This is a genomic window from Metabacillus dongyingensis, from assembly GCF_019933155.2.
In the GTDB taxonomy this organism is placed as follows: Bacteria; Bacillota; Bacilli; order Bacillales; family Bacillaceae; genus Bacillus_P; species Bacillus_P dongyingensis.
On record NZ_CP082944.1, the window covers coordinates 1,108,739 to 1,132,844 of the forward strand.

Below are 24,106 nucleotides of genomic sequence, written 5' to 3' on the forward strand. Positions count from 1 at the left end.
CTTCGAGCTTTTACAATAAAGTAAATCTATTAGATTGTTGAATAACCATCGTATAAAATCTACTCTTCCTGTTCATACTAGTCTCAAGATTAAATATTGAATTATAGGTGGAATTTATAGATATTAGTTTTATAATGTCTCTCTTTATCACTAAAGGCAGCACTACTTCTAAAGTAATGCTGCCTTTTAATCTAATTGGAAAAATTTCCTTATTTTGAAAAAAATTAAAAAAATGAACCTCCAGGTTCTCTATTGGTAATAAGTAAGTGAAAGGAGGCATTATTTTGGATGAGACAATATTAATTAAAAGAGCTTTAATAGGAGATGACGATGCTTTTAACACTTTATTAACGCCATATATAAAGCGAGCTCATCAAACTGCTTATTTACTTTTAAATGAATATACTCTTGCGGAAGATGCCGTACAAGAAGCACTTATTCAAACTTATTCTTCACTAAAAAGGTATGACTCTAATAAAGCTTCTTTTAAAACGTGGTTTAATCGAATTGTTGTAAATTGTTCTTTAAAGCAAAAAAGAAAAAAACGTTCTCATATTCAACTGAAAGACATTTATCCAAGTGATGAAAACGCAGAGATAGACTATGTTCTTAAAGAAGAAGAACATTCCATTTTTACTGCAGTAAGTTCTCTTAAAGAAAAGTATCAAACAATTTGATAATGCATTATCAACAATGGCATCAATTATAAATGAAGATGATGTTCTGCTTTTTTATTTTTCTGGGAATGGTCAAAATTTTGATCAACAACATCATCTTATATTAAGTGACGATTTTATAAGCACAAACGAGTTAATAAAGAAATTAGAAAAAGTTCCTGCAAAAAGTAAAGTAGTATTTTTAGATTGTTGTTATTCTGGTAATTATTCAATTGAAGACCCAGTAAATCCAGAAGTTAATCAAATGATTGCAGACTTTCAAGGAAAAGGTTACGCAGTTTTCTCCTCAAGTAATGCGGAACAAGTCTCATATGGACATCCGGATAGTATCTTTACAAGTTTTTTATGTGAAACATTTGAAAACAAATTGATTGTTAAAAAAGGTAGAGTTTCTTTAAAAGATATACATAAACTGGTAAATATTTATTTGGATGTTTGGAATAAAAGAAATCCTACATTGCAACAAAATCCAATTTTCAAAAGAAATATGGAGGGAACTATTTTCTTTAAGGTTGATGATTACAAACCTTTCAATACAGTGAAGATATATTTCGAAAGCAATCAATATATCATTTATGAAGTTGAACCAGTGCATACTGGGAAATGTAAAAGATATGGAGTAAAGGTCATTCTAAAAGAACCACTTTCCTTTGAAGAGATCTCTAAAGTATCCATTGAAATAAGGGATAAAATTAAAACGGCTGAAGGATATAAAAATCAAAGAAGTTCTGAAAGGTGGAAAGGTAAATTAGCCAATATAGTATGGATATATTTTGGCTTTGATGAAAGTGACATGAAAAGAGGTAATTTCATATGGCATACGACTTGGTGTGATGATAATCAGAACAAAGATTGGTGGTATAATATAGATGGTTCAAACAAATTTATTATAAAAGACACACATTTTAATGTGCATGCTTATTATGAAAGCCTCAAAACTCTTAATCAGGATAACACAGGTAACAAAGAAGAATTAATGTTAGCTGTAAAAGAAATATCTAGAACAATGTTAAAATCAGCTGAAGAAGTAATTAGTCTTTATAATGAATATACGAACGGATTAATTTCAGAAGCAAAATTTGGTTGAGCAAATAGCGCCTGCACTTTCTAAAATTGAAGAATTTTTCATGGCAAGTACAGAATCAGAACTCGCGCCTAATGATTTATATGACTGGATGCAAGCTTACTCAAATATTTTTGCAACAATTCATGACTTTACATTTTATTATAACAAAAAACATATATCACAACGTACACCTGAAAATAGAAAAGCCTGTATGGAAATGACTATTAAAAATTACTATACTGAGTTAGAAGAAATAGTAGAATTAGAAAGTTAGAAGATTTATAACTTTTTAACGAAGTAAAATTAAAAAGCGTCAAATAATGTTCGCATTTCTGGGCGTGATATTATTTGACGCTTACTTGTTTGACTTATTAAAAAAGTCGAACAAGACTTATACCTTATAATATATAGAATAAAGGAGATTGACCTATAAATGGGATGCGTATTAATCTTGGCAGAAAAACCTGATCAGGGGCGTAAACTCGCTGCTCCATTTCCTTTTGTTAAAAGAGAAGGATACTTGGAGATTGGGTCATGCTCTGCTTTTCCAAATGGTGCGAAGGTCACGTGGGCAATCGGCCATTTAGTTGAGCTTAAAAATCCGGATGAATATAAAGATGAATGGAAAAAGTGGAGGCTTGAAACTCTGCCGATTATTCCAGACCAGTTTTTGTATAAAGTAAGTAAAGGAAAAGCGAAGCAATATAAGATTGTTAAAGATCTATTAAAAGAAGCGGACGAAATTATTATCGGAACAGATCCGGCACGGGAAGGCGAAAACATCGCACGCCTGCTGATCATGATGGCTGGAGCAAACCAAAAGCCGATAAAACGGCTCTGGACCTCTTCTTTGACGGAGAATGCGATCATAAAAGGCTTTAACGAGCTGTATGACGGCAGCAAAACCATTCATCTGTTCCACGAAGCACAGGCCCGGCAAATATCGGACTGGCTTGTCGGATTAAATGCAAGCAGGCTCTATACCCTTCATCTTCAAAAAAAGGGGATCCGCGATGTGTTCAGTGTAGGCCGTGTGCAAACCCCTGTATTAAAATTAATTTATGACAGGCAAAAAGAAATTGAGAATTTTAAACCAGAACCTTTCTTCGAACTTCAGGCAGCCTTCAAGGTCGAGAACGGGGAGTATACAGGCAAGCTGAAAGGCCGATTTAAAACATCTGAAGAGCTGTTTGCAGCAGCAGCACCTGATATAACGGAAAATCAGAAAACGTATGATGCAAGGGTTAAAAGCACAGAAGTTGCTGAAAAACGTGTGCCTTCGCCTAAGCTTCACAGTTTGTCCACCCTGCAGGCAAAGCTGAATAAACAAAGGAAGTTGAGTCCGAGCCAGGTGTTGAAAACGGCTCAATCTTTATATGAAAAAGGATATATTTCTTATCCCCGGACGGATTCGCAATATATTACAGATGAAGAGTTCAGTTACATCAAGGCAAACATCAGCCAGTATCAGCAGGCACTTTCCCTGTCTTTTAACCCTGTGCGCCTTCATCCATCCAAAAGATATGTAGATTCTAAGCGTGTCAGCGATCACTATGCCATCGTGCCGACTGAAAAAAAAGTCAGTCCTTCTGTTTTTAACTCTTTTAGCTATGAACAAAAATCCGTCTACGAAGAGGTAATCAAAACAGCACTTGGAATGTTTATGGATGACTATGTATTTGATGAAACAACCATTGTCACTTCTATTGGAAAAAATGAGTTCATCAGTAAAGGAAAAACAATGAAAAATCGGGGATGGAAGGCGCTGTATCAAAAGGAACCCGTTGAAGCGGATGAAAAAAAAGAAGATCAAATGCTTCCGAAAGTAACCAACGGTGAAGCAGCCGTTGCCTCTGTAAAAGTAAAGGATGGCATGACACAGCCGCCTAAACCTTACACTCAGGGCCAGCTGATTACCCTTATGAAAACTGCAGGCAAACATGTTGAAGACAAGGAAATGAGAGAAGCGCTGAACAGCACCGAAGGCCTTGGAACAGAAGCAACACGCTCTGGAATTATTGATACCTTGCTGATGAGAAAATTTATTGAAGTCAAAAAGAACGAGGTTTTTGTTACAGGGAAAGGAGAAATTCTCTGTGAAGCTGTTGAGGGTACACTGCTTTCCAAACCAGAAATGACGGCTAAATGGGAGGTTTATCTGAAAGGAATCGGCAGCGGTGAAAAGTCAAAAGATGTCTTCATTGATACTGCAAAAAAATTCTGTTTCACATTGCTGGATCAGGCAAGTGTAAGTATGGAGAAATTAGAAGTGACTGCACAGCCGGCTGCTGCAGACACAAGAGAAGCCATCTGCCTTTGTCCTGCATGTAAAACGGGCAGCATCATGGACCGCAAAACTTTTTATGGGTGCACGGATTACAAAACTGGCTGCAAACAGACGTTTCCGAAAAAGCTTTTGGGAAAATCTATTTCGGCGGCGCAAATTAAACAGCTTTGTCTTAAAGGAAAAACGAACAAGCTGAAAGGCTTTAAAGGGAAGAAACCATTTGATGCAAGCCTTGTCCTTAAAGAAGGGAAGATCGAATTTTCATTCTCATAAATCACTCATTAAAATCCCTGGTCTTTCATTAATCAGGAAAAGATAGATGAGTTTTGCACAAAAGAAAAACGCTTAGGGAATCGTTCCTAAGCGTTTTTTCAATCAATTCAAATCCTTATTCGTCTGATTTTTCACCAGAACGGCTTTTTTGAGTCGGAAGTGTATCCCAAAAGCTTACATCCGCATTCTCGATTGATCCGTCTGCGATGGCTCTGACTGTAGAGTCAAGCGTTGTGATCGTTTGTTTAATCAGGTAGCCATTGCTTTTTTGTCCAAGCGCATAGGATTCAATATAGTGATCGGACATTCCGCGCATTTCAAACAGAAGAGTAGAAATGCCATAACGGACAGCTGCTCCGTTGCGTCCGATATTTTGACCGCTGCCTCCATCGTATTTGCCAATATGGCCCCAGCCAGTGTTTTCAATAGAATGATAGACAACCGATCCCAGCTTTTTGGAACGCTCAAGAACATCAGCATCGACATTAGAATTAGTAGGATGCAGAATTGATCCTGATACAAGCTCCCCCTCTGTTTCACTTAGTGTTCCTTGATGATGAAGGTCTATCATGTAATCAATCTTGTACTTTTCAAACACATTTTCATATAAAGCTTTAACTTCTGCCTGCATGCTGCCAATCGGTTTATCATGCTCCCGGTTTAAATCAATCTCATTTGCATTATACCGGGTTAAATGGCGGCCGCCATCAGCTAAATAGTTATCCAGTGAAAAATTCACATCACCCATGGCACCGTCAGCATTTAGCATTGGAATGACCAGGATATTCACATTCTCTAGAATACCTTTTGTTTTATTGGTGCCTAAGTGTTTGATGAATTCAAGGGCTCCCTCTGTTGTCAGCTGCTCGTTGCCGTGCTGCTGTGTTAAAAAGAGAATAGTAGGGTTGTCCGGGTTTGATATGTATTTTGCTAAGTAAATATCCCGGCCTTTTACTGTTTGGCCGATGATTTCAAGCTGCATGGCCTCCTGCTTGGCATCTTGTGTTTTTAAATAGTCTACCATGCTGTCATAAGTATGAAGAATGGATGTTTGGATTGATCCATTCCCTGCGCCAGGTCCATTGCCGACTGCACTTACTGGTGAAGAAACAACGGAAATAGCGCTAATTGCCATAAGACCGGATAGAGAAACAGACAATACTTTCTTTTTAAGATTCATTGAAATCCTCCAAATGTTTGATGATAAATAATTCGTTATGCGAAATATTTATACTTATATGCTATCTTCTAAAGGTTTCTTTGTTAATAAAAGGTTAGTCCTGTTGTTTTGACAGTTTATTCTGGGTATTAAGGCGATAAAATCAGATTTATGGGCATTTTATATGAAAATAGTAACTGATATTGCGTTTTTTATACTGGAGGAAATACCTATAAATAATCTTTCATTCAATTCTGCAAAAAAAATGTCGAAAGGAAATAGTCATGAGGATATGTAATAAGAAAAAGGGCGTTTATAGACTTGTAAAGCAATGTGATATGATATTTTGTAACTAGAAGAAATTGGAGGATATGATGGATTCATTATACGCAATACATAAAAAAGACCGGCTTCATGTACTTGACATCTTGAGAGGGTTTTCGCTGCTGGGGATTTTATTGGTGAATATGAAATCGTTCCATGAGCCTGCTTTGTACGAAAGCAGCTTTGTAAGCAGTACGACTTCACTGGATAGGCTTATAGAACAATTTATTAATTTATTTGCACAAGCGAGTTTTTATCCGCTTTTCTCGTTTCTTTTCGGTGCGGGAAGTGTGATTTTTTATGAGAGGGCAAAAGAAAAAGGACATTCGTTTGGCCGATATTATTCAAAGAGGCTGATCGGACTTTTCATCATCGGAATACTTCATGCAACTTTGATTTGGCACGGGGACATCCTGATTAATTATGCAATCATTGGGTTTATCTTTATGATTTTTCTTAAATGGAGTGCTGAGCGTCTTATGAAATGGGCACTGTGGATTCTAATCCTGCCGAATGTCCTGATGTCGCTTGCTCTGTTGATTGCATATATGGGGGAACCAGGAAGTCTTGACCCAGGAAAATATGGATCACAGGAAGCGATTCAGCAATCATTGGAGGTTTACCAAACGGGAAATTTTATTGAAATCACGCAGCAGCGGCTGACGGATTGGGCGTATGTAAACAATGCTGAGAATGCTATTTTTCTGATCTTATCGATTCTTCCGCTGTTTATGCTTGGAGCGGCTGCATATAAGAGGGGCTGGTTTCATCAGTCCATGATAAAAGAATGGAAACGGACGGCGATCATTACAGGTGCTGCAGCTGCCGTTTTTAAAGCCATGCCATATTATTGGGATGAAAGTATCCTTACTCAGCATCTGCAATTATCACTTGGAGGGCCTGCTTTAACCCTTTGTTATGTATCGCTTGCCCTGCTGTTTTTATATAAATTCAAATTCAGGCTTGAGCCAATAAGAGCTGCAGGCAGAGGATCACTCAGCAATTATCTGCTGCAATCGATCATATGCACGTTTATCTTTTATTCTTACGGTCTTGGGTTCTATGGTGAAATTTCTGAATGGACTGGTTTCATCCTTGTTCTATTCATTTACGGTATACAGGTGTTTTTAAGTCACCTTTGGTTTAAGCGCAATGCATTTGGACCTGTTGAATGGCTGCTGCGAAAATGGATTTACTTTTCACATAGGGCTTAGTTGACAGCAGACTGAAGGGGCATATGATTTTTAAGCTGCTGTTTAATTTGTTCGATAATCAATAAATCAAGTTCCTGGCTGCAGCGCACGGTTTCTGAGGAGTTCATGCCATAGTCTTTTGCAGCTTCGAATAGCTTTTGTCTGTAGTTTTCAATCTCGTTCAGTGCCATTATCTTTTCTCCAACTTTCATGGTTTAATGTGTCTTGTTTTCAGGCGGGAAATGTACCTGAAATTGTGAAATGGATTCCTGAAAAAGCATGTCTGTATAGGTAATAAACTTATTATACACAGGGTTGTACAAAATGGTTTACATTCGATAAAATAACAAAAAACATTACAGATTTCTACAAAAACCCGTTGTTTTGCGGATTGGGTAGAGTGATTGCTTCATATTTTCAGAATGGAAGCTTGCGCTCTTGCAGCTGCAGATTTTCAAGTTGAAAGTTGACTGGGTTTGAAACTTCACCCGTTTTTTTAGAGGAAATATGTCATTGTTTATCGAATATTTTACTTTAGAGAAGGCAAGGTACAAGCAAATGTTCAATCAAAGGCAAAATGGGGGAAAACTATGAGACTAGCTACTGCACAGCTTCACGGTCGAACATTCATCGGACTGATTATGGAAGAAAATAAAATTCTCGATATTCAAAGGGCAGAAAAAAAATTGTTTGATTTGACTTCAGCCCCGCAGACGGTTATTGAATGCATTGAAATGGGAGAAAAATTCATCAATCATTTAAAACAGCTCGAACTATGGGTGAAAAAATCAAATGAAACCGAATCTTATTTATATTCATTTTCAGATATCAAATGGCTCGCACCTATCCCGAATCCCCGCAAGAATATTTTTTGCGTCGGAAAGAATTACCGGGAACATGCGATTGAGCTTGGAAGCGAAGCGGATATTCCTGAACATGTTATGCTTTTTTCTAAAGCGCCCACGACAGTGATTGGGCATGAAGAACCGATTGATCCGCATTTGCATCTTACAAGAGAACTTGATTATGAAGGGGAACTTGCGGTTATTATCGGGAAAAAAGGAAAACTCATTTCTGAAGAGGAAGCCATGGATTATGTGTATGGCTATACCATTATTAATGATGTAACGGCGAGAGACCTGCAAACAAGGCATAAACAATTTTTGCTCGGTAAAAGCCTCGATACATCATGTCCGATGGGTCCTTACATTGTACATAAATCAGCTGTGCCGGATCCATATACACTGAATCTGATGACAAAGGTGAACGGGGAAGTAAGGCAGAATGGACATACGAAAGACATGATCTTTCCAATAGAAAAGGTGATCTCCACGATCTCGCAGGGAACAACACTTGAGCCGGGGGATATCATTGCTACGGGAACACCTGCAGGCGTCGGCAAAGGGTTTAAGCCGGCTAAATATTTAAAGCCGGGTGATGTTGTAGAAATTACGATCGACAATATAGGTACACTCTGGAATAAGATTGGAGAATAAATGAAACACGCCAGTGGAACTGCTGGTGTGTTTTTAATAGGAGGAAACATATAAAAGCTGTTTTTTATGGCGGATCGATCGGCAATGGGAATATGATAGAGACCCTGAGAATTGTGGTGGATCCATATAAATGGAAAGATTTCATCCAAAATAAGAAAATCAGGCCAAATAGGTAAGGGAAACGTTCTGTTATACGAAGACTTTAAAAGACTAATAGAGCATTTAATGCATTTAATTATTTAAACTTTGCTCCTCAAACAAAAACAGTGTTAATCCAAGGACGATTAACACTGTTTAAAGAACTATTAGGCGAGAACCTTTTTCACTTTTTCAATCGCCCAGTCAAGATCTTCTTTTGAGATGACAAGCGGCGGTGCAAAGCGGATCACTGTTTCGTGCGTTTCTTTGCAGAGAAGTCCTTCTTCTTTAAGCTTTTCGCAGTACGGGCGTGCTGATTCAGTCAGTTCCAAGCCGATGAATAAGCCTTTGCCCCGTACTTCTTTAATAATCGGATTTTCAATTTCGCGCAGGCGGTCCTGCATGTAGCTTCCAAGTTCCAATGAGCGCTCAGAAAGTTTTTCATCAACAAGCACATCCAAGGCTGCAATGGAAACAGCACATGCCAGCGGATTACCGCCGAATGTTGAACCGTGTGATCCTGGCTCAAAAACGCCAAGTACATCTTTATTAGCGGCTACACATGAGATCGGGAAAACACCTCCGCCGAGTGCTTTTCCAAGAATATACATATCCGGTTTAACATCTTCCCAGTCACAGGCAAACAATTTTCCCGAGCGGCCAAGTCCTGCCTGGATTTCGTCTGCCACATAAAGGACGCTGTTTTCTTTACAGATGTCATATGCAGCCTTCAGGAAGCCTTCTTCAGGAATGTGAATGCCTGCTTCTCCCTGAATTGGTTCAAAAATGAAAGCGGCTGTATTTGGCGTAATTGCCTCTTTGAGCGCTTCTAAATTGCCGAATGGAATCACTTTAATGCCAGGAAGCATAGGGCCGAAGCCGCGTTTGTATTCTTCGCTTGAGCTCATTGATACCGCTGTCATTGTACGGCCATGGAAATTCTCCTCGCATACAATAATCTCTGCTTGATCTGACGGAACACCCTTTACATCGTAAGCCCAGCGGCGAACGGTTTTAACGGCTGTTTCGACTGCCTCTGCGCCTGTATTCATTGGAAGAACCATTTCTTTTCCTGTAAGATTAGAAACCTTTTCATACCACGGACCAAGCTGATCGTTGTGGAAGGCTCTTGATGTTAAAGTGATTTTATCTGCCTGCTCCTTTAGAGCAGCAATAATTTTTGGATGACGGTGTCCTTGGTTTACAGCAGAATAGGCGCTGAGCATGTCCATATACTTGTTGCCTTCAGGATCTTCTACCCAAACTCCTTCTGCCTTTGAAATCACGATTGGCAGCGGATGATAATTGTTTGCTCCATATTTTTCAGTCAGGTCGATGATTTGTACTGATTTTGACACAATATCTCCTCCGAATACGATTAAGTCTGGAAATACATAAATCTAGCATTCCCTCATGTACTACAATATCCTACCTTTTTTAAGAAAACAATAGACAAGTCAATGCGCTTACATTTCATTTTTTATAGGCATTCATGATACTATATGGATGGGAAGTTATGAAAAAGAGGAGGATTTACCAATGACTACACACTTACATATTACGACATGGGTTGTCGCACTTATTCTATTTTTTGTCGCGAACTCCCTCTTTAAGTCGGGAAAAGAAAAACCTTTCAAAATTGTGCACATGACTTTAAGACTTTTCTATTTATTGATCATCGCTTCAGGCCTGCAGCTATTACTCAGTTTGGCAGTTATCAGCGGCGAATATATCGGAAAAGCAATTCTTGGCATCTACGTGATTGCGATGATGGAAATGATCCTTGTTCGAGCTAAAAAGAGAAAGCCGACACGCGTTTTCTGGATTCAGTTTGTGATCGTTCTGATTGTCGTGATTTTGCTGGGACTGCGTTTGCCAATCGGTTTAAGATTATTTTAATGGAAAGAACCTCTGCCGGGTGCAGAGGTTCTTTTTATAGCTTGAATTTGTTTTCGGATAAGCAGAGATGAATAGAGCAAACCGTATTTTGCAGCTATTGCTGCATCTGTGTTAAAATCGCCCTTTTTCCCGTGCAAGTTGTAAATTCAAAACGGTCTTCATTCTTGCTGCCCCTAGAAAAGTGATGCTGTACTCCGCAAATGGCCTCTTCGTTGTCAAATTGAAAGAAAGAAACCCCTTTTTTATCCGTTTTTCCGTCCTGAAAAACCATATGATTATAGCTGTATATACAATCATGGATAGAGAATGACAAAGCATTCAGCTTAGCTGTAAAAGCAAGAAAAGAATCATCACTGGATTCCTTCAGCATATATTCTAATGCGAAAGGCACCTTTTTTTGAATGCGCAGCGTATCATTTGTTTTCAATTGATGGATGCCCATCGGAATAGAAAGCTGTCCATCTTTTAAATAGTTGCCCGTATACCAGCTGTCATTCAGCAATATCTCCAATGATTCATCCTGTTTAAATTGCAGAATGGAAACCTCTTCATGCACATCATCATAAAATAATAATTCCTGATCTTCGCCAATTTCAATTGAACCTGTGACGTGAGCCCGTTCCTGCCGCTCGAGCAGGCGGTGTTTTTGTTTTGAAAGCACCTGAATGAACCTCCCTTAAAATAGATTCTTTATCGTTCGTTTTTTCCATTAAGAGGGAAGTTTATTCAATACACCTTTTTATGGAAAGGGAATTTGTGATCGATTATTCACAGACATTCGGGCTAAACTTGCCAAAAGCACCCCTTTACAAATAAAAACGTGATACGGACAAATCAACTCTTCATAAGTTAAGCATAGGATAGGTACATCTTTTACTGTCTGAGTAAAACTCAGGCTGTTCAAATGGGGGAGATGATAGGCGGATGTGTGGAATAACAGGCTGGGTTCATTACCAGAAAGATCTGCAGCAGCATAAAAATGTCATAACAAATATGGCGGAATGCTTATCAAAGAGGGGACCGGATGATGCGAATGTGTGGGGAGAGCAGCACATTCTTTTTGGCCATAAACGTCTTGTAGTTGTCGATCCTGCAGGAGGAAGACAGCCGATGACCCGCAAAAAAGGAGAAAATACATTTACAATTTGCTACAATGGCGAGCTATATAATACAGAAGATATCCGCCTGGAATTACTAAAGCGGGGGTATACCTTTGCAGGCCATTCTGACACAGAAGTTCTGCTGTCAGCGTACATGGAGTGGAAAGAAGAATGTGTGCATCATTTAAATGGTATTTTTGCCTTTGGGGTCTGGGACTCGGGTAGTGAAAAACTCTTCATTGCAAGAGATCGATTAGGGGTAAAGCCGCTTTTTTATTCAGAGCAGAAGGCATCTCTAATTTTTGGCTCAGAACTGAAGGCAATCCTTGCACATCCTGATCAAAAGGCCGTTCTTGATCGGGAAGGATTAAGTGAGGTATTTGGACTTGGACCTTCCAGAACTCCTGGAATAGGCGTTTTTAAGGGAGTAAAGGAGCTCCGTCCTGCTCATGCAATGACGTTTTCAAAAGAAGGGCTGAAGGTTTGGAGATATTGGAACGTGCAAAGCAGAAATCACCTTGATTCTTTTGATGAAACAGTCAGCCGCGTTGGATTTTTAGTCAATGATGCAGTGACTCGCCAGCTTGTTTCGGATGTTCCAGTGTGCACATTTCTTTCAGGAGGACTTGATTCAAGTGCGATCACCGCCATTGCTGCAAAAGAGTTTGAAAAAGAAGGCAAGGGTCCCCTTCACACGTTTTCCATTGATTACGAAGATAATGATAAGTTTTTTAAAGCGAATGAATTTCAGCCAAACTCAGACGCTCCATGGATTGATAAAATGACGGATGCTTTTCAAACGGTTCACCACAGGTCAATCATCACACAGCAGCAGCTTGTTGATTACTTAACGGAAGCCGTTGAAGTCAGAGATCTGCCTGGTATGGCGGATATTGATTCTTCTCTTCTATGGTTCTGCAAAGAAATTAAAAAAGATTTTGTCGTAGGACTGTCAGGGGAATGTGCAGATGAAATATTCGGCGGATATCCGTGGTTTCACAGGCCGCAGGATTTATCCGAAGATGCATTTCCGTGGATGAGATCAACGGATGCGAGGATGAATCTGCTTCGTACAGATTGGCAAAGCAAGCTGAATTTAAAAGAGTACGTGAAAACAAGATACCAGGAAACATTGAAAGAGACACCTCTTCTTGATGGTGAGTCTGAAACGGAATCTAAACGCAGGCAGCTGTTTTATCTCAATATTCTTTGGTTCATGACGACCTTGCTGGACCGGAAAGACCGCATGAGCATGGGAGCGAGTCTCGAAGTCCGTGTTCCGTTTGCGGACCATCGCCTCGTAGAGTATGTTTGGAACATTCCATGGGATATGAAAATGCATGGAAACCGGGAAAAAGGCATTCTCCGCAAAGCATTAGAAGGCGTGCTTCCGGAAGAAGTCCTTTACCGTAAAAAAAGCCCGTATCCAAAAACACATAATCCTCACTATACAAAAGCCGTAAAAACTTGGCTTCAGTCATTGACGAAAAACCAGGATTCTGCCCTTCACGTCTTTTTTGATAAAAAAGCGCTGAACGATATTATAGAATCAGAAGGCAATGCGTTTCAGGCGCCTTGGTACGGACAGCTTATGACAGGTCCACAGCTGCTGGCACACCTTGCACAGATCCATGTCTGGTTTGAAAAGTACAGAATCAATATCGAGGAATCTTAAAGAGTCAGCTGAAGTAAGCTGGCTTTTTGTTTTTGTGAGCGCGCAGAAATATAGCTGTAACCTATTAAACAGTAAGAAGATCTTTATAAAATGGATTAAGTTTGAAGGTTGTCCGCAGATCCAAGGAGTGAGCCAATATAGGGAAATCATACGCTCTCATTGAGTATCCAGATCCAGGATTGAGACTGTAAAGAGGAATCACAAGCACTCTATGAGTATCCAAAACCAGGATTGTGCCTGTTTAGGGGAAACATACGCACTCAATGAGTATCCAAAACCAGGATTGAGACTGTTTAGGGGAATCATGCGCACTCTATGAGTATCCAAAACCAAGTTTGAGACTGTTTAGGGGAATCATACGCACTCTATGAGTATCCAAAATCAGGATTGAGACTGTAAAGAGGAATCATGCGCACTCTATGAGTATCCAAAACCAGGATTGAGACTGTTTAGGGGAATCATCCGCACTCTATGAGTATCCAAAACCAGGATTAAGCCTGTAAAGAGGAATCATACGCTTTCTATGAGTATCCAAATCCAGGATTAAGCCTGTAAAGATGAAACATACGCTCTTTATGAGTATCCAAAACCAGGATTGAGACTGTAAAGAGGAATCATACGCACTCTATGAGTATCCAAAACCAGGATTATGACTGTAAAGAGGAATCACACGCACTCTATGAGTATCCAAAATCAGGATTAAGCCTGTAAAGAGGAAACATACGCTCTTTATGAGTATCCAAAACCAGGATTGTGCCTGTTTAGGGGAAACATACGCACTCTATGAGTATCCAAATCCAGGATTGTGCCTGTTTAGGGGAATCATACGCACTCTATGAGTATCCAAAACCAGGATTGAGACTGTAAAGAGGAATCATACGCACTCTATGAGTATCCAAAACCAGGATTAAGCCTGTAAAGAGGAAACATACGCACTCTATGAGTATCCAAAACCAAGTTTGAGACTGTTTAGGGGAATCATACGCACTCTATGAGTATCCAAAACCAGGATTGAGACTGTAAAGAGGAATCATACGCACTCTGAGAGTATCCAAATCCAGGATTGAGACTGTAAAGAGGAATCACACGCACTCAATGAGTATCCAAAACCAAGTTTGAGACTGTTTAGGGGAATCATACGCACTCAATGAGTATCCAAAACCAGGATTAAGCCTGTAAAGAGGAATCATACGCACTCATTGAGTATCCAAAACCAGGATTGAGACTGTTTAGCGGAATCATACGCACTCTATGAGTATCCAAAACCAAGTTTGAGACTGTTTAGCGGAAACATACGCACTCTATGAGTATCCAAAACCAGGATTGAGCCTGTAAAGAGGAATCATACGCACTCTATGAGTATCCAAAACCAGGATTGAGACTGTAAAGAGGAATCATACGCTCTCAATGAGTATCCAAGATTTTCGGCTAGGCTAATAAGAGGGCATGTTAACTTAATAAAATGAGAAATCACAAAATACTGCGTTTTTCAGCTTAATCAAATAAGGGCATGGCAAAATCAAGTATTTATTAATAGATTCTTATTTGTCTGCATCACACTTTTTTGATTATTCTAAAATAATGATTGACAGAATGAAGCTGTGAGTATATTATACAGATATTCGAATTTAATAGCTTGCTTATCAAGAGAGACTGAGGGAACAGGCCCTGCGAAGTCCGGCAACCTCCTTAAATGGAACGGTGCTAAATCCTGCAGAATGATTATTCATTCTGGAAGATAAGTCGTCATACATACGATTCCTCTTTCTGAATGAAAGGGGAATTTTTTGTGTAAAAAAAGGAGGAGAACAAATGAAAAAAACAGTTTTAGCACTTATTGTACTTGTAATGGGAGTATTATCTGCATGCGGAGCAGAAGGCTCAAATGGAGAAAAGAAAAGCATCAAAATTGGAGCATCGGCAGGTCCGTACACGGATATGGTTGAACTGGCGATCAAACCGGGACTTGAGGAAAAAGGATACGAGGTTGAAGTTGTTCAGTTTAATGATTACATTCAGCCAAATCAGGCGCTCGGCAATGATGAGCTTGATGCCAATCTGTTTCAGCATAAAATCTATATGGAAACCTTCGCAAAACAAAGCAAAATGGATTTATCTGAAGTGATTACGGTCCCTACTGCTCCGATGGGGATCTATTCTGACAAAGTCAAATCACTCAGTGAAGTGAAAGTGGGCGCGACTGTCGCCATACCGAATGATCCAACGAACGCAGCGCGTGCGCTTCAGATTTTGAAAGATGGAGGGTTAGTTGAGCTGAATGAAGATGTGAGTCCTATCCAAGTATCTGAAAAAGATGTGACTGAAAATCCCAAAAAATTAACCTTCGTTCCAGTAGAAGCGGCCCAATTGCCAAGAGCGGTGGAAGATACGGACTTGTCAGCAGTACCGGGAAATTTCGCTTTAGCCGCGAAAATGAATCTTGCAGATGCCGTCCAGCTTGAGGATATGAATGATGTGCATCGCAATCGTGTAGTGATGAATACGAAAGATGCAGATTCAGAGCTTGCTAAGGATATTAAAGAAGTTGTTGAATCTGAAGGATTTGAAGAAGAAATTGATAAAAACTTTCAGGGATTCGGAAAACCCGATTGGATGGAACAGAAGAAATAAAGAGAAAAACCACTTCATGGGAAGTGGTTTTCTTTATAAGAGCTGTTCAAGATCTTTTTGCTAAAGCCTCTCCTAAAATTATTCTCCTTTTCTTTCAAGCCGTAGTCTTTTTACCTGAATTGCTTTCTTCAACAGCTGCAAATGATTCAGGATAGCCGTAGCTGCCATGTTCACTCATATCGAGTCCGATCATTTCTTCTTCTTCCGTTACGCGGATTGTGCCCATAACTTGTTTCATCACTTTTAAAATGACGTAGGAGATGACAAATGCGTAAGCAGCGCATGATACGATTCCAATCGCTTGAACACCAAGCTGAGTGAAACCTCCGCCGTAGAATAATCCTGCTAAACCGCCGTTTCGTTCTGCAAGTTCCGGAGTTGCAAAGAAGCCGGTCGATAATGTTCCCCAGATTCCGGCAGCACCATGAACAGACAGGGCGAAAATCGGATCATCAATTTTAGCTTTATCAAATAGCTTCATGCTGAAATAGACAATGACCCCGCCGATTAATCCAATTACAACAGCTGCCCAAGGAGCAACAAATGCACAGGATGCTGTAATAGCTACAAGACCTGCCAGTGCGCCATTCAAGGTTGTTGGAATATCCGCTTTTCCTGTCATCATTCGAACAACAATCATTGCAGCAACTGCACCTGCAGCAGCGGCTAGCTGAGTGTTTAATGCTACATAGCCAAAGAATCCGTCTGACACGCCAAATGTGCTTCCTGCGTTAAAACCAAACCATCCAACCCAAAGGATCAGAACTCCTAATGCTGTATACACTTGATTGTGGCCGGATAATTGATTCGTTGTTCCGTCTTTCCCGTATTTCCCGAGCCTTGGTTTAAGGACGATTGTAGCTGCAAGAGCTGCCATTGCGCCAGTTAAATGAACAACAGTAGAGCCTGCAAAGTCCTGTTTGCCTAAATCCTTCAGCCAGCCTGCTCCCCAAATCCAGTGTGCGACAACAGGATAAACCAGGGCTGAAAATAGAACTGCGAAGATTACGTAAGCTGATAATTTAGCACGCTCTGCAAAGCCTCCGAAGGCAATTGTCAATGCAATTGCTGCGAATGCCAGCTGAAAAAAGAAATCAACCGAAGTCGTTAATCCGTCCTGTGCAGGTGCTGCATCTCCATAAAAGAAACTAGATAGACCGATGAATTTATTGCCATCCCCATAAATAAATCCATAGCCGACTGCCCAGAAGACAAGAGATGCAATTCCGATTGTGAAAATGGTTTTGCCGGCAATGTGGCCTGCGTTTTTCATCCGGGTAGAACCCGCTTCAAGTAAAATGAAGCCGCCTTGCATAAGCAGAACCAATATTCCTCCAATAATTACCCACAAATTGTCCATTAACACTAAAGCATCCATAAAACACGCTCCTTCTTTCAAAATGGTGAACAAGAAATAAATAAGACCAAAGACAGAGAGATGATTCAAAGTGATGTTAGGTAATATAACACTTGTTGTTATGTTTATTATCATATGCCATGAATATGCAGAAATCAAGTATTTTTCTGAAAATTTAAATAAAAAATATAGGGAGAAAAGACTATAAATAAATGAAGCGATTTCGTTTCCTGTTAATTTTTCTAACATAAAAAAACCTGACTGATTAAGTCAGGTTTATGATACTGCTTTTTGTGATTGTAAAATAAATCCTTTATTCACCCATACTTTTGATCTCCATCGAATTAACATCAGGATGCCCCGAAGCCATTCATCAGCTATAAAAGCCACCCAGATTCCTGCAAGGCCTAATTCAAAATGTATTCCCAAAAGGTATGCGAGCGGAACGCTTATTCCCCACATCGACAGAATTCCCATATAGACAGGAAATTTGACATCTCCTGTTGCCCTTAAAGCGCTGATAATCACAAGATTAAATGCCCTGCCTGGTTCAAGAATAACCGTCAGCAGCAGAATGGTCGCGCCAATTTGCAGAATTTCCGGATTGCTTGTAAAGATTCCGAATAAGAAATCAGTGGAAATACTGAATACAACAGCAATTGCAGTGGACATTCCAATCGCCCAATAAAGTGTATTGATACATCGTTTATAGGCTCTGTCATACTCCCGGGCGCCTGCCATTTGCCCGATAAGAATCTGATTTCCCTGACTGATGGCTAAGCTGAAAAGAAAAATGAACATCATTAAATTTTGAGCATAAACCTTTGTTGTTAACGCTTCAGCTCCAATCATTGTAATAAAAATGGTTATGACAATCTGCGATCCATTGTATGACAAATGTTCACCAGCTGAAGGAACGCCGATTTTAAGCAGATTTTTAAGATGTGATACGGGGAGTTTGAAAACTTGCCGAAATTTTTGTTCAAATGAAATTCGTTTTACAAGAAGATAAGAAATGACGATCAGTCCGATGAATCTAGAAGCAACAGTTGAAAATGCAACACCTTCAACACCAAGAACCGGCAGTCCAAAAGGCCCGTAGATAAAAATATAATTTCCAAAGATATGCAGAATATTCATGCCGATTGTAATGTACATCGTGTCTTTTGTGAAGCCGTAGCTTTTTAAAACGGCACCGATCGTCATAATCAAGGCCTGAATGAAGCATAACCCGCCTACTAAGCGAAGATAATAGTTAGCTTCTGGCAGCAAGTCTGCAGGAAGATTCATCATTTTCAGCATGGATTCGCTGAAAATGATCACAATCAATCCTACCGCAATGCCGAGAATCAAATTGGCTGCAATCGAAATTTGAGAAATCTCAAGCGCACTTTTATTGTTATTTGCACCTATATTTTGAGTGATTAGAACAATGGTGCCAGTTGCAATAAAACCAAACATGACAATCAGTACATTCAAGATCTGGTTAGCAACTCCGACAGCTGCAACAGAATGATCTGAGTATTGACTAAGCATGATGGTATCGGCGCTTCCCATCAGCATATGTAAAAATAATTCAATGAATATAGGCCAAGTAAGAGCGAATAATGTCAATTTTCGATCTTTTATTTTTTGAGGCAAGCAGGGCACTCCCTTCTGAAAAACACTTATAAAATCATTACTAGTTTACATAGGATCTTATATAATAAAAAGAGATGATTTCGATCATTCTTGGAAAAATACGACCTGACAAAAGGGAGAACAGCATGACTTACATTGGTTTTGATATTCCTCCGTTTCCTACTTTTATTACAGGAGGAGATGCCATATTTAAAAAAGGAACGAAACACTTTAAACGAGTATTTACCGTTTTTGATATGCTTTATGTTCAGTCGGGAGAGCTTTATATAACTGAAAATGAACAGCCATTTATAATAAAAGAGGGACAATATCTTATATTGATACCGGGGTTTGAGCATTATGGCCATAAAGCCTGCAGGGAGGATACTAGAGTTTACTGGACTCATTTCAAAATGGAGGGCCCATTTTCTCTTTATGATAAAGGAAATGAAAACTGGGCAGATGTGCAAACCGTCGACGGGGATTTCGTGGAACCATCTAAATTTCATTTTAAGATTCCTGCTTTTGGGGAATGCATACATATAGACTTTGTAGAAAAGCTGTTTGATAATTTGGTCAGCATGAATCATCAGACCCCTGATTATCCTTTAAGACAGCAGATCTACTTTGAAGAATTGATTCTTCATTTGCAAAAGGAGTCTCTGCAAATACCGAGTGCTGCCGAAAAAGTAGTGGAGGAAACTCTAAGGTTTCTAAGAAAGAATTATATGGAAGAGATCAAAATGGAGGATTTTGCGAGAGAGCTGCATTTTCATCCGGATTACATCACCCGGTGCATGCAGAAAACGATGGGGCTGACGCCAATTCAATACTTGACCCACTACCGGATGGAGCAGGCTAAGCGGCTGCTGTCGACTGCGGATCACAAAATTTCATCGATTGCAAAAGAAGTGGGAATCCCTGACGCTGCTTATTTCACTAAAATATTCAAACGTCTTGAAGGTGTATCCCCGCTTGAGTACCGCAAAATTGTTTCAAGAAAGAAATGAAATTTTGATTAAATTGACGGATAATAGGTGAGGATGGTACTACTTTAAAATGGAGGAGATACAATGCCGACAATACATGTTCCTGGGAAAGGCTCGTTTGAGACAGAAATGGGAAGAAAGCTCGTTTTAGCCCTTGAGGATAACGGAATTGACATTCTTCACCGCTGCGGCGGGAAAGCAAAATGCACATCCTGCCGAGTCGAAATTCTTGACGGTGATTTTGAGGATTTAACGAATGTAGAAAAAAACGCCTTTGCAGAAAAAGGCGTTGAAGACCATTTGCGTTTATCGTGTCAAATCCGTGTAAATGGCGATGTAACCTGCAGGCCGATTATGACCGTTGAAAGCAGAGGCATTGATGCCGGGCCGCGTCCCGAAGAGTGATTGATTGGATGGAAAGAAGGCAGGCTGATTAACAGCCTGCCTTCTTTCCTGAACAGTTAACTAATTTTATGATCGGCATATGTTTTATCGTTTTTCTTGTGATACCCTTTGCCGTAATAAATCCCTACAAGAAGCAGGATCCATGCAGGTCCTACAATTAAGGCAATTCTCGTATCAGGGAAAAATGCCATAAGCCCAACCACCAATACAAGAAATGCAAGTGAAAGGTATGAGGTGAAAGGATATAGCGGCAGTTTGTATTTTAACTTCTTCGATTCACCTGGTTTCAGTGATTTACGGAACTTCAGCTGAGAAAGCAGAATCATTGACCATGTCCAAATTGCACCGAATGTTGAGATGCTTGTTACATACATAAATACCTTCTCAGGAACAAGATAGTTTAATACAACACCAATCAGTAATGCTCCTCCAGTTGCCATAATAGCAAAACCAGGAACGCCGCCTTTTGTGAGTTTTTCAAAAGATTTTGGAGCTTCGCCCTGTTCAGCTAGATTAAACAGCATCCGTCCAGTACTGAAGATTCCTCCATTACAAGATGATAATGCAGCAGTTAAAACAACGAAGTTAATAATGCCTGCTGCTGCAGGTATCCCGATTTTTTCAAAGGTTAAAACGAATGGACTTCCCTGTGTTCCAATTTGATCCCAAGGATAAATGGACATAATAACAAACAGTGCGCCTACGTAGAAAATGAGAATTCTCCAAAAAACAGTATCGATTGCTTTTGTTAACGTTTTTTCTGGATTTTTTACTTCTCCTGCAGTAACTCCAATGAGTTCAATGCCAAGATAAGCAAACATAACCATTTGGAGGGACATCAGGACACCTGTAAAGCCGTTAGGGAAGAATCCTCCATTTTCCCATAAGTTGCTGATGCCTGTCGCGACACCGCCGTTACCGAATCCGAACAAAATCATTCCAAATCCAACAATGATCATAAAAATGATTGCGACTATTTTAATCATAGCAAACCAGAATTCGAGTTCACCGAAAAACTTTACAGCCAGAAAATTGACCGTTGTCATAATGGCAAGAGCAGCCAGAGCCCAGATCCATCTTGGCACATCAGGATACCAGAATTCCATATAGATGCCGACAGCAGTGATTTCAGCCATACATGTAATCACCCATAAGAACCAGTAGTTCCACCCGGTAATGTATCCTGCGAGCGGTCCCAGATAGTTCCTGGCATATCTGCTGAATGAACCAGCTACAGGATTATGCACGGCCATCTCGCCTAGTGCTCTCATAATAAAGAACATGATCATTCCGCTAAATGCATACGCAAGCAGAATCCCTGGGCCTGCCATTTGAATCGCCTTTGCAGAACCGTAAAACAGACCTACTCCGATAGCAGCTCCCAAAGACATTAGTGAGATATGTCTTGGTTCAAGACCACGCTGAAGTTCTTGGTTGTGTTTACTCATTTTTTAATCCTCCTATTGTTAAAACTGCAGATGAATGTGAACGCTTTCAAAAGTTATTGAAAAAATAAAACATAATGGTTATTGAAAAGCATTACTCCATAAAGCTGATGAATGATAAAATCATAGCAAAAGAATCGATGAAAATCAAATATATTAATATAGTAAAATCTGCTTAATAAAGTCTAGTAATTCTATAGGGAAAGAAAAACTGGTAAAAATCATGATGATTCTTACCAGTTATCCATTAATCTTCAATTAAGAAAAATGCCATTTCGTAAGGCTGAACGTCAACAGTCAGTTTTTTTGCATGTGCGGCATATTCTTTGCCTGTCATTAAGTCGATTAATTTTTTATCCTTTAAATCAAAAGGAAGAGCTGCTGTTAACTCTGTTTCAGAATTATTAAGGACTGAAATCATTTTTTGCGCTTCGTTTTGTTTCGTGAAAATGACATGATTGGTTTCATCGTTTGCTTCAATAAATGTAATATCTCCGCCGTTTCCGAATACAGGATATTGCTTGCGGAGGCCAATCAGTTTTTTCACATAATTGAAAAGCTCACGATCCTGCTTCTCCTCATCCCAGATCATGCATTTGCGGCAGCCCGGATCCTGTTCTCCGTCCATGCCGATTTCGTCACCGTAATAAATACAAGGAGAGCCGATAAAGCTTAATTGATAGGCAAAAAGCAGCTTAAGTTTCGCTTTGGAGTGCTTTGCTGTATTTAAGATGCGCGGAGTATCATGGCTGCCAAGTAAATTGAAAGCTACTTCATTGACGTTTTTCGGATAAGAGTGAAGCACGCTTTCCATAATATTTACGAATTCCTGAGCCCGTACTTTATCATTGGCAATAAAATTCATTGTGCCCGTAGTAAACGGATAATTCATTACAGCATCAAACTGATCGCCTAAGAGCCAGGGCATCGAATCGTGCCAGATTTCTCCTAAGATATAAACATCTTCTTTTTCAGCGCGTACCGCCTGTCTGAATTCTCGCCAGAACTGATGATCCACTTCATTTGCAACATCAAGTCTCCAGCCGTCAATGTCAAATTCGCGAACCCAGTAACGGCCAACCTCAAGCAAGTATTCCTTCACTTCAGGATGTTCAGTATTCAGTTTGGGCATGCTCTCTACAAAAGCAAATGCATCATAGTTTAATGTATGATCTTCATTTTTCAGCGGGAACTGATGAATATGGAACCAATCCTTATACTTGGAATCCTTTCCATGTTCGAGCACGTCCTGAAATTGAGGGAAGTAATAGCCGCTGTGATTGAAAACCGCATCAAGCATAATTTTAATTCCGTTATCATGACATGTTTGAACAAGTCGTTTGAACGTCTCTTTATCTCCAAATTGGGGATCGAGCTCCATGTAGTCGATTGTGTCATATTTATGATTGGAGTACGCTTTAAAAACAGGTGTGAAATAAAGGCCGCTTACGCCTAATTCTTTCAGATAACCGATATTTTTGATAACGCCTTCAAAGTCTCCGCCAAAGAAATTGCCGCTCGTCGGCTCCGTGCTGCCCCAGTCTAATGTCTCTTCTGGATTAATAGAAGGATCTCCATTTGCAAATCTTTCGGGGAATATTTGATACCAGACTGTATCCTTTACCCATTCTGGTGCTTTAAAGACATCAGCCTTGTTCAAAAAAGGAAACGCAAAATAGGGAGCAGTGTCATCTGTTGTTATTTCATTCATAAACCCTTTTTCTGTATAAATGAGCTTTTCTTCTCCGGAAGAGAGCTGAAATCCGTACCGCAGCCGGCGGTATTCGGGCTGAACAGCTGCAAACCAGTAATCAAACAGCTCGTCCGAACCGCTTTTATGCATCGTATCCAGTTTGAATTGCCAGCCTTTTTCGCTCCATTCATATGGATCGCCATGAATCAGACTGACAGCGTCAGCGTCATTCTTTTTTGTGCGGAGTCTGAGATGCATTGTTTTTTCATCATAAGCATAGGCAAACTGATTTTTAGGGCGGTGGTAGATGGCTTCTTTTAACAAGATGTTCACTCTCTTTTCTTTATAAAAATGATGGATTAAGGCGAATTCAGCAGAGACACGCAAAAATAGAAAACATGACTTTCATCCTATTCTATTGATTACCTGCATTAGCCAAAATTTAGAATATGTACCCATTATAAAACATTGGGAAAACGTTTGCATATATTTAGAAAAAAATATTGACTTTTAATTCTGGCAATCTTAAAATAAAAATTAGTTAGTAGGGAAAACGTTTGCACAACTGATTGCAGACTGTGCTCACAAGTTGATTTCAGTTTTTTTTTGAGAATGATAGGAAGCGTTTTCACTATTGGACTATGAGACTTTGGTTTCAGTTGTGCGCATTGCCTTCGGG

At 39.7% G+C, this 24,106-nt stretch carries 19 protein-coding genes and 1 riboswitch; of the genes, 11 read left to right on the plus strand and 8 right to left on the minus strand.

All coding sequences use genetic code 11. The features are described 5' to 3' along the window. The first annotated feature begins 284 nt into the window (after positions 1-284). The 4 genes from K8L98_RS05515 to K8L98_RS05530 all read left to right on the plus strand — a co-directional run bounded on the left by K8L98_RS05515 (position 285) and on the right by K8L98_RS05530 (position 4,303). On the plus strand, positions 285-677 hold the full coding sequence (locus K8L98_RS05515) for an RNA polymerase sigma factor (protein WP_223440287.1): 393 nt from the start codon (positions 285-287) through the stop codon (positions 675-677). A gap of 16 nt (positions 678-693) precedes the next feature. Next, a complete protein-coding gene (locus K8L98_RS05520; protein WP_223440289.1) occupies positions 694-1,764 on the plus strand; it encodes a caspase family protein in 1,071 nt (356 codons plus the stop codon). Then, a complete protein-coding gene (locus tag K8L98_RS05525; RefSeq protein ID WP_223440290.1) occupies positions 1,757-2,017 on the plus strand; it encodes a hypothetical protein in 261 nt (86 codons plus the stop codon). Before K8L98_RS05520 ends, K8L98_RS05525 begins: the two co-directional genes overlap by 8 nt. A gap of 159 nt (positions 2,018-2,176) precedes the next feature. Beyond that, on the plus strand, positions 2,177-4,303 hold the full coding sequence (locus tag K8L98_RS05530; protein ID WP_223440291.1) for a type IA DNA topoisomerase: 2,127 nt from the start codon (positions 2,177-2,179) through the stop codon (positions 4,301-4,303). A gap of 115 nt (positions 4,304-4,418) precedes the next feature. Here K8L98_RS05530 and K8L98_RS05535 read toward each other — a convergent pair whose 3' ends face one another. Continuing rightward, entirely contained in the window at positions 4,419-5,483 is a 1,065-nt protein-coding gene (locus K8L98_RS05535; protein ID WP_223440292.1) for a M14 family zinc carboxypeptidase, read from the minus strand. Positions 5,484-5,836: 353 nt separating this feature from the next. Here K8L98_RS05535 and K8L98_RS05540 point away from each other — a divergent pair, with 353 nt between their 5' ends. After that, a complete protein-coding gene (locus tag K8L98_RS05540; RefSeq protein ID WP_223440293.1) occupies positions 5,837-7,000 on the plus strand; it encodes a DUF418 domain-containing protein in 1,164 nt (387 codons plus the stop codon). Here the strand turns inward: K8L98_RS05540 and K8L98_RS05545 are convergent. Next, positions 6,997-7,170: an aspartyl-phosphate phosphatase Spo0E family protein gene (locus K8L98_RS05545; RefSeq protein WP_223440294.1), complete on the minus strand. Its 174-nt coding sequence runs from the start codon at positions 7,168-7,170 to the stop codon at positions 6,997-6,999. The genes K8L98_RS05540 and K8L98_RS05545 overlap by 4 nt on opposite strands. A gap of 399 nt (positions 7,171-7,569) precedes the next feature. Here K8L98_RS05545 and K8L98_RS05550 point away from each other — a divergent pair, with 399 nt between their 5' ends. Further along, a complete protein-coding gene (locus K8L98_RS05550; protein WP_223440295.1) occupies positions 7,570-8,475 on the plus strand; it encodes a fumarylacetoacetate hydrolase family protein in 906 nt (301 codons plus the stop codon). Between the two features lie 305 nt (positions 8,476-8,780). Here the strand turns inward: K8L98_RS05550 and K8L98_RS05555 are convergent, their stop codons facing one another. Next, complete coding sequence (locus tag K8L98_RS05555) at positions 8,781-9,971, minus strand: ornithine--oxo-acid transaminase (RefSeq protein WP_223440296.1); 1,191 nt, start codon at positions 9,969-9,971, stop codon at positions 8,781-8,783. Positions 9,972-10,152: 181 nt separating this feature from the next. Between K8L98_RS05555 and K8L98_RS05560 the strand changes: the two genes are divergently transcribed. Then, positions 10,153-10,512: a YisL family protein gene (locus K8L98_RS05560; protein ID WP_223440297.1), complete on the plus strand. Its 360-nt coding sequence runs from the start codon at positions 10,153-10,155 to the stop codon at positions 10,510-10,512. A gap of 94 nt (positions 10,513-10,606) precedes the next feature. On the opposite strand, the gene K8L98_RS05565 is transcribed toward K8L98_RS05560, so the two are convergent. Further along, positions 10,607-11,173 carry a DUF2777 family protein gene (locus K8L98_RS05565; protein ID WP_223440299.1) on the minus strand — a complete coding sequence of 189 codons (567 nt, stop codon included), beginning with the start codon at positions 11,171-11,173 and terminating at the stop codon, positions 10,607-10,609. A 263-nt stretch (positions 11,174-11,436) separates the two neighbouring features. Between K8L98_RS05565 and asnB the strand changes: the two genes are divergently transcribed. Further along, positions 11,437-13,287, plus strand: a complete 1,851-nt coding sequence (gene asnB / locus K8L98_RS05570) for an asparagine synthase (glutamine-hydrolyzing) (RefSeq protein WP_223440300.1) — start codon at positions 11,437-11,439, stop codon at positions 13,285-13,287. Positions 13,288-14,924: 1,637 nt separating this feature from the next. Further along, positions 14,925-15,032, plus strand: a riboswitch (SAM riboswitch). Between the two features lie 67 nt (positions 15,033-15,099). Continuing rightward, on the plus strand, positions 15,100-15,918 hold the full coding sequence (locus tag K8L98_RS05575; RefSeq protein WP_223440301.1) for a MetQ/NlpA family ABC transporter substrate-binding protein: 819 nt from the start codon (positions 15,100-15,102) through the stop codon (positions 15,916-15,918). A gap of 94 nt (positions 15,919-16,012) precedes the next feature. On the opposite strand, the gene K8L98_RS05580 is transcribed toward K8L98_RS05575, so the two are convergent. Together K8L98_RS05580 and K8L98_RS05585 are read right to left on the minus strand one after the other, a co-directional pair. Next, a complete protein-coding gene (locus tag K8L98_RS05580; protein ID WP_223440302.1) occupies positions 16,013-17,296 on the minus strand; it encodes an ammonium transporter in 1,284 nt (427 codons plus the stop codon). Positions 17,297-17,551: 255 nt separating this feature from the next. Continuing rightward, complete coding sequence (locus K8L98_RS05585) at positions 17,552-18,916, minus strand: MATE family efflux transporter (RefSeq protein ID WP_223440303.1); 1,365 nt, start codon at positions 18,914-18,916, stop codon at positions 17,552-17,554. Between the two features lie 125 nt (positions 18,917-19,041). Between K8L98_RS05585 and K8L98_RS05590 the strand changes: the two genes are divergently transcribed. Continuing rightward, entirely contained in the window at positions 19,042-19,905 is an 864-nt protein-coding gene (locus K8L98_RS05590; RefSeq protein WP_223440304.1) for a helix-turn-helix transcriptional regulator, read from the plus strand. Between the two features lie 63 nt (positions 19,906-19,968). Further along, positions 19,969-20,289: a 2Fe-2S iron-sulfur cluster-binding protein gene (locus K8L98_RS05595; protein ID WP_223440305.1), complete on the plus strand. Its 321-nt coding sequence runs from the start codon at positions 19,969-19,971 to the stop codon at positions 20,287-20,289. A 56-nt stretch (positions 20,290-20,345) separates the two neighbouring features. Here the strand turns inward: K8L98_RS05595 and K8L98_RS05600 are convergent, their stop codons facing one another. After that, positions 20,346-21,737 (minus strand): amino acid permease, encoded by a 1,392-nt coding sequence (locus tag K8L98_RS05600; RefSeq protein WP_223440307.1) that lies wholly within the window; start codon positions 21,735-21,737, stop codon positions 20,346-20,348. Between the two features lie 244 nt (positions 21,738-21,981). Then, positions 21,982-23,751 (minus strand): glycoside hydrolase family 13 protein, encoded by a 1,770-nt coding sequence (locus tag K8L98_RS05605; RefSeq protein ID WP_223440308.1) that lies wholly within the window; start codon positions 23,749-23,751, stop codon positions 21,982-21,984. Between the last annotated feature and the right edge of the window lie 355 nt (positions 23,752-24,106).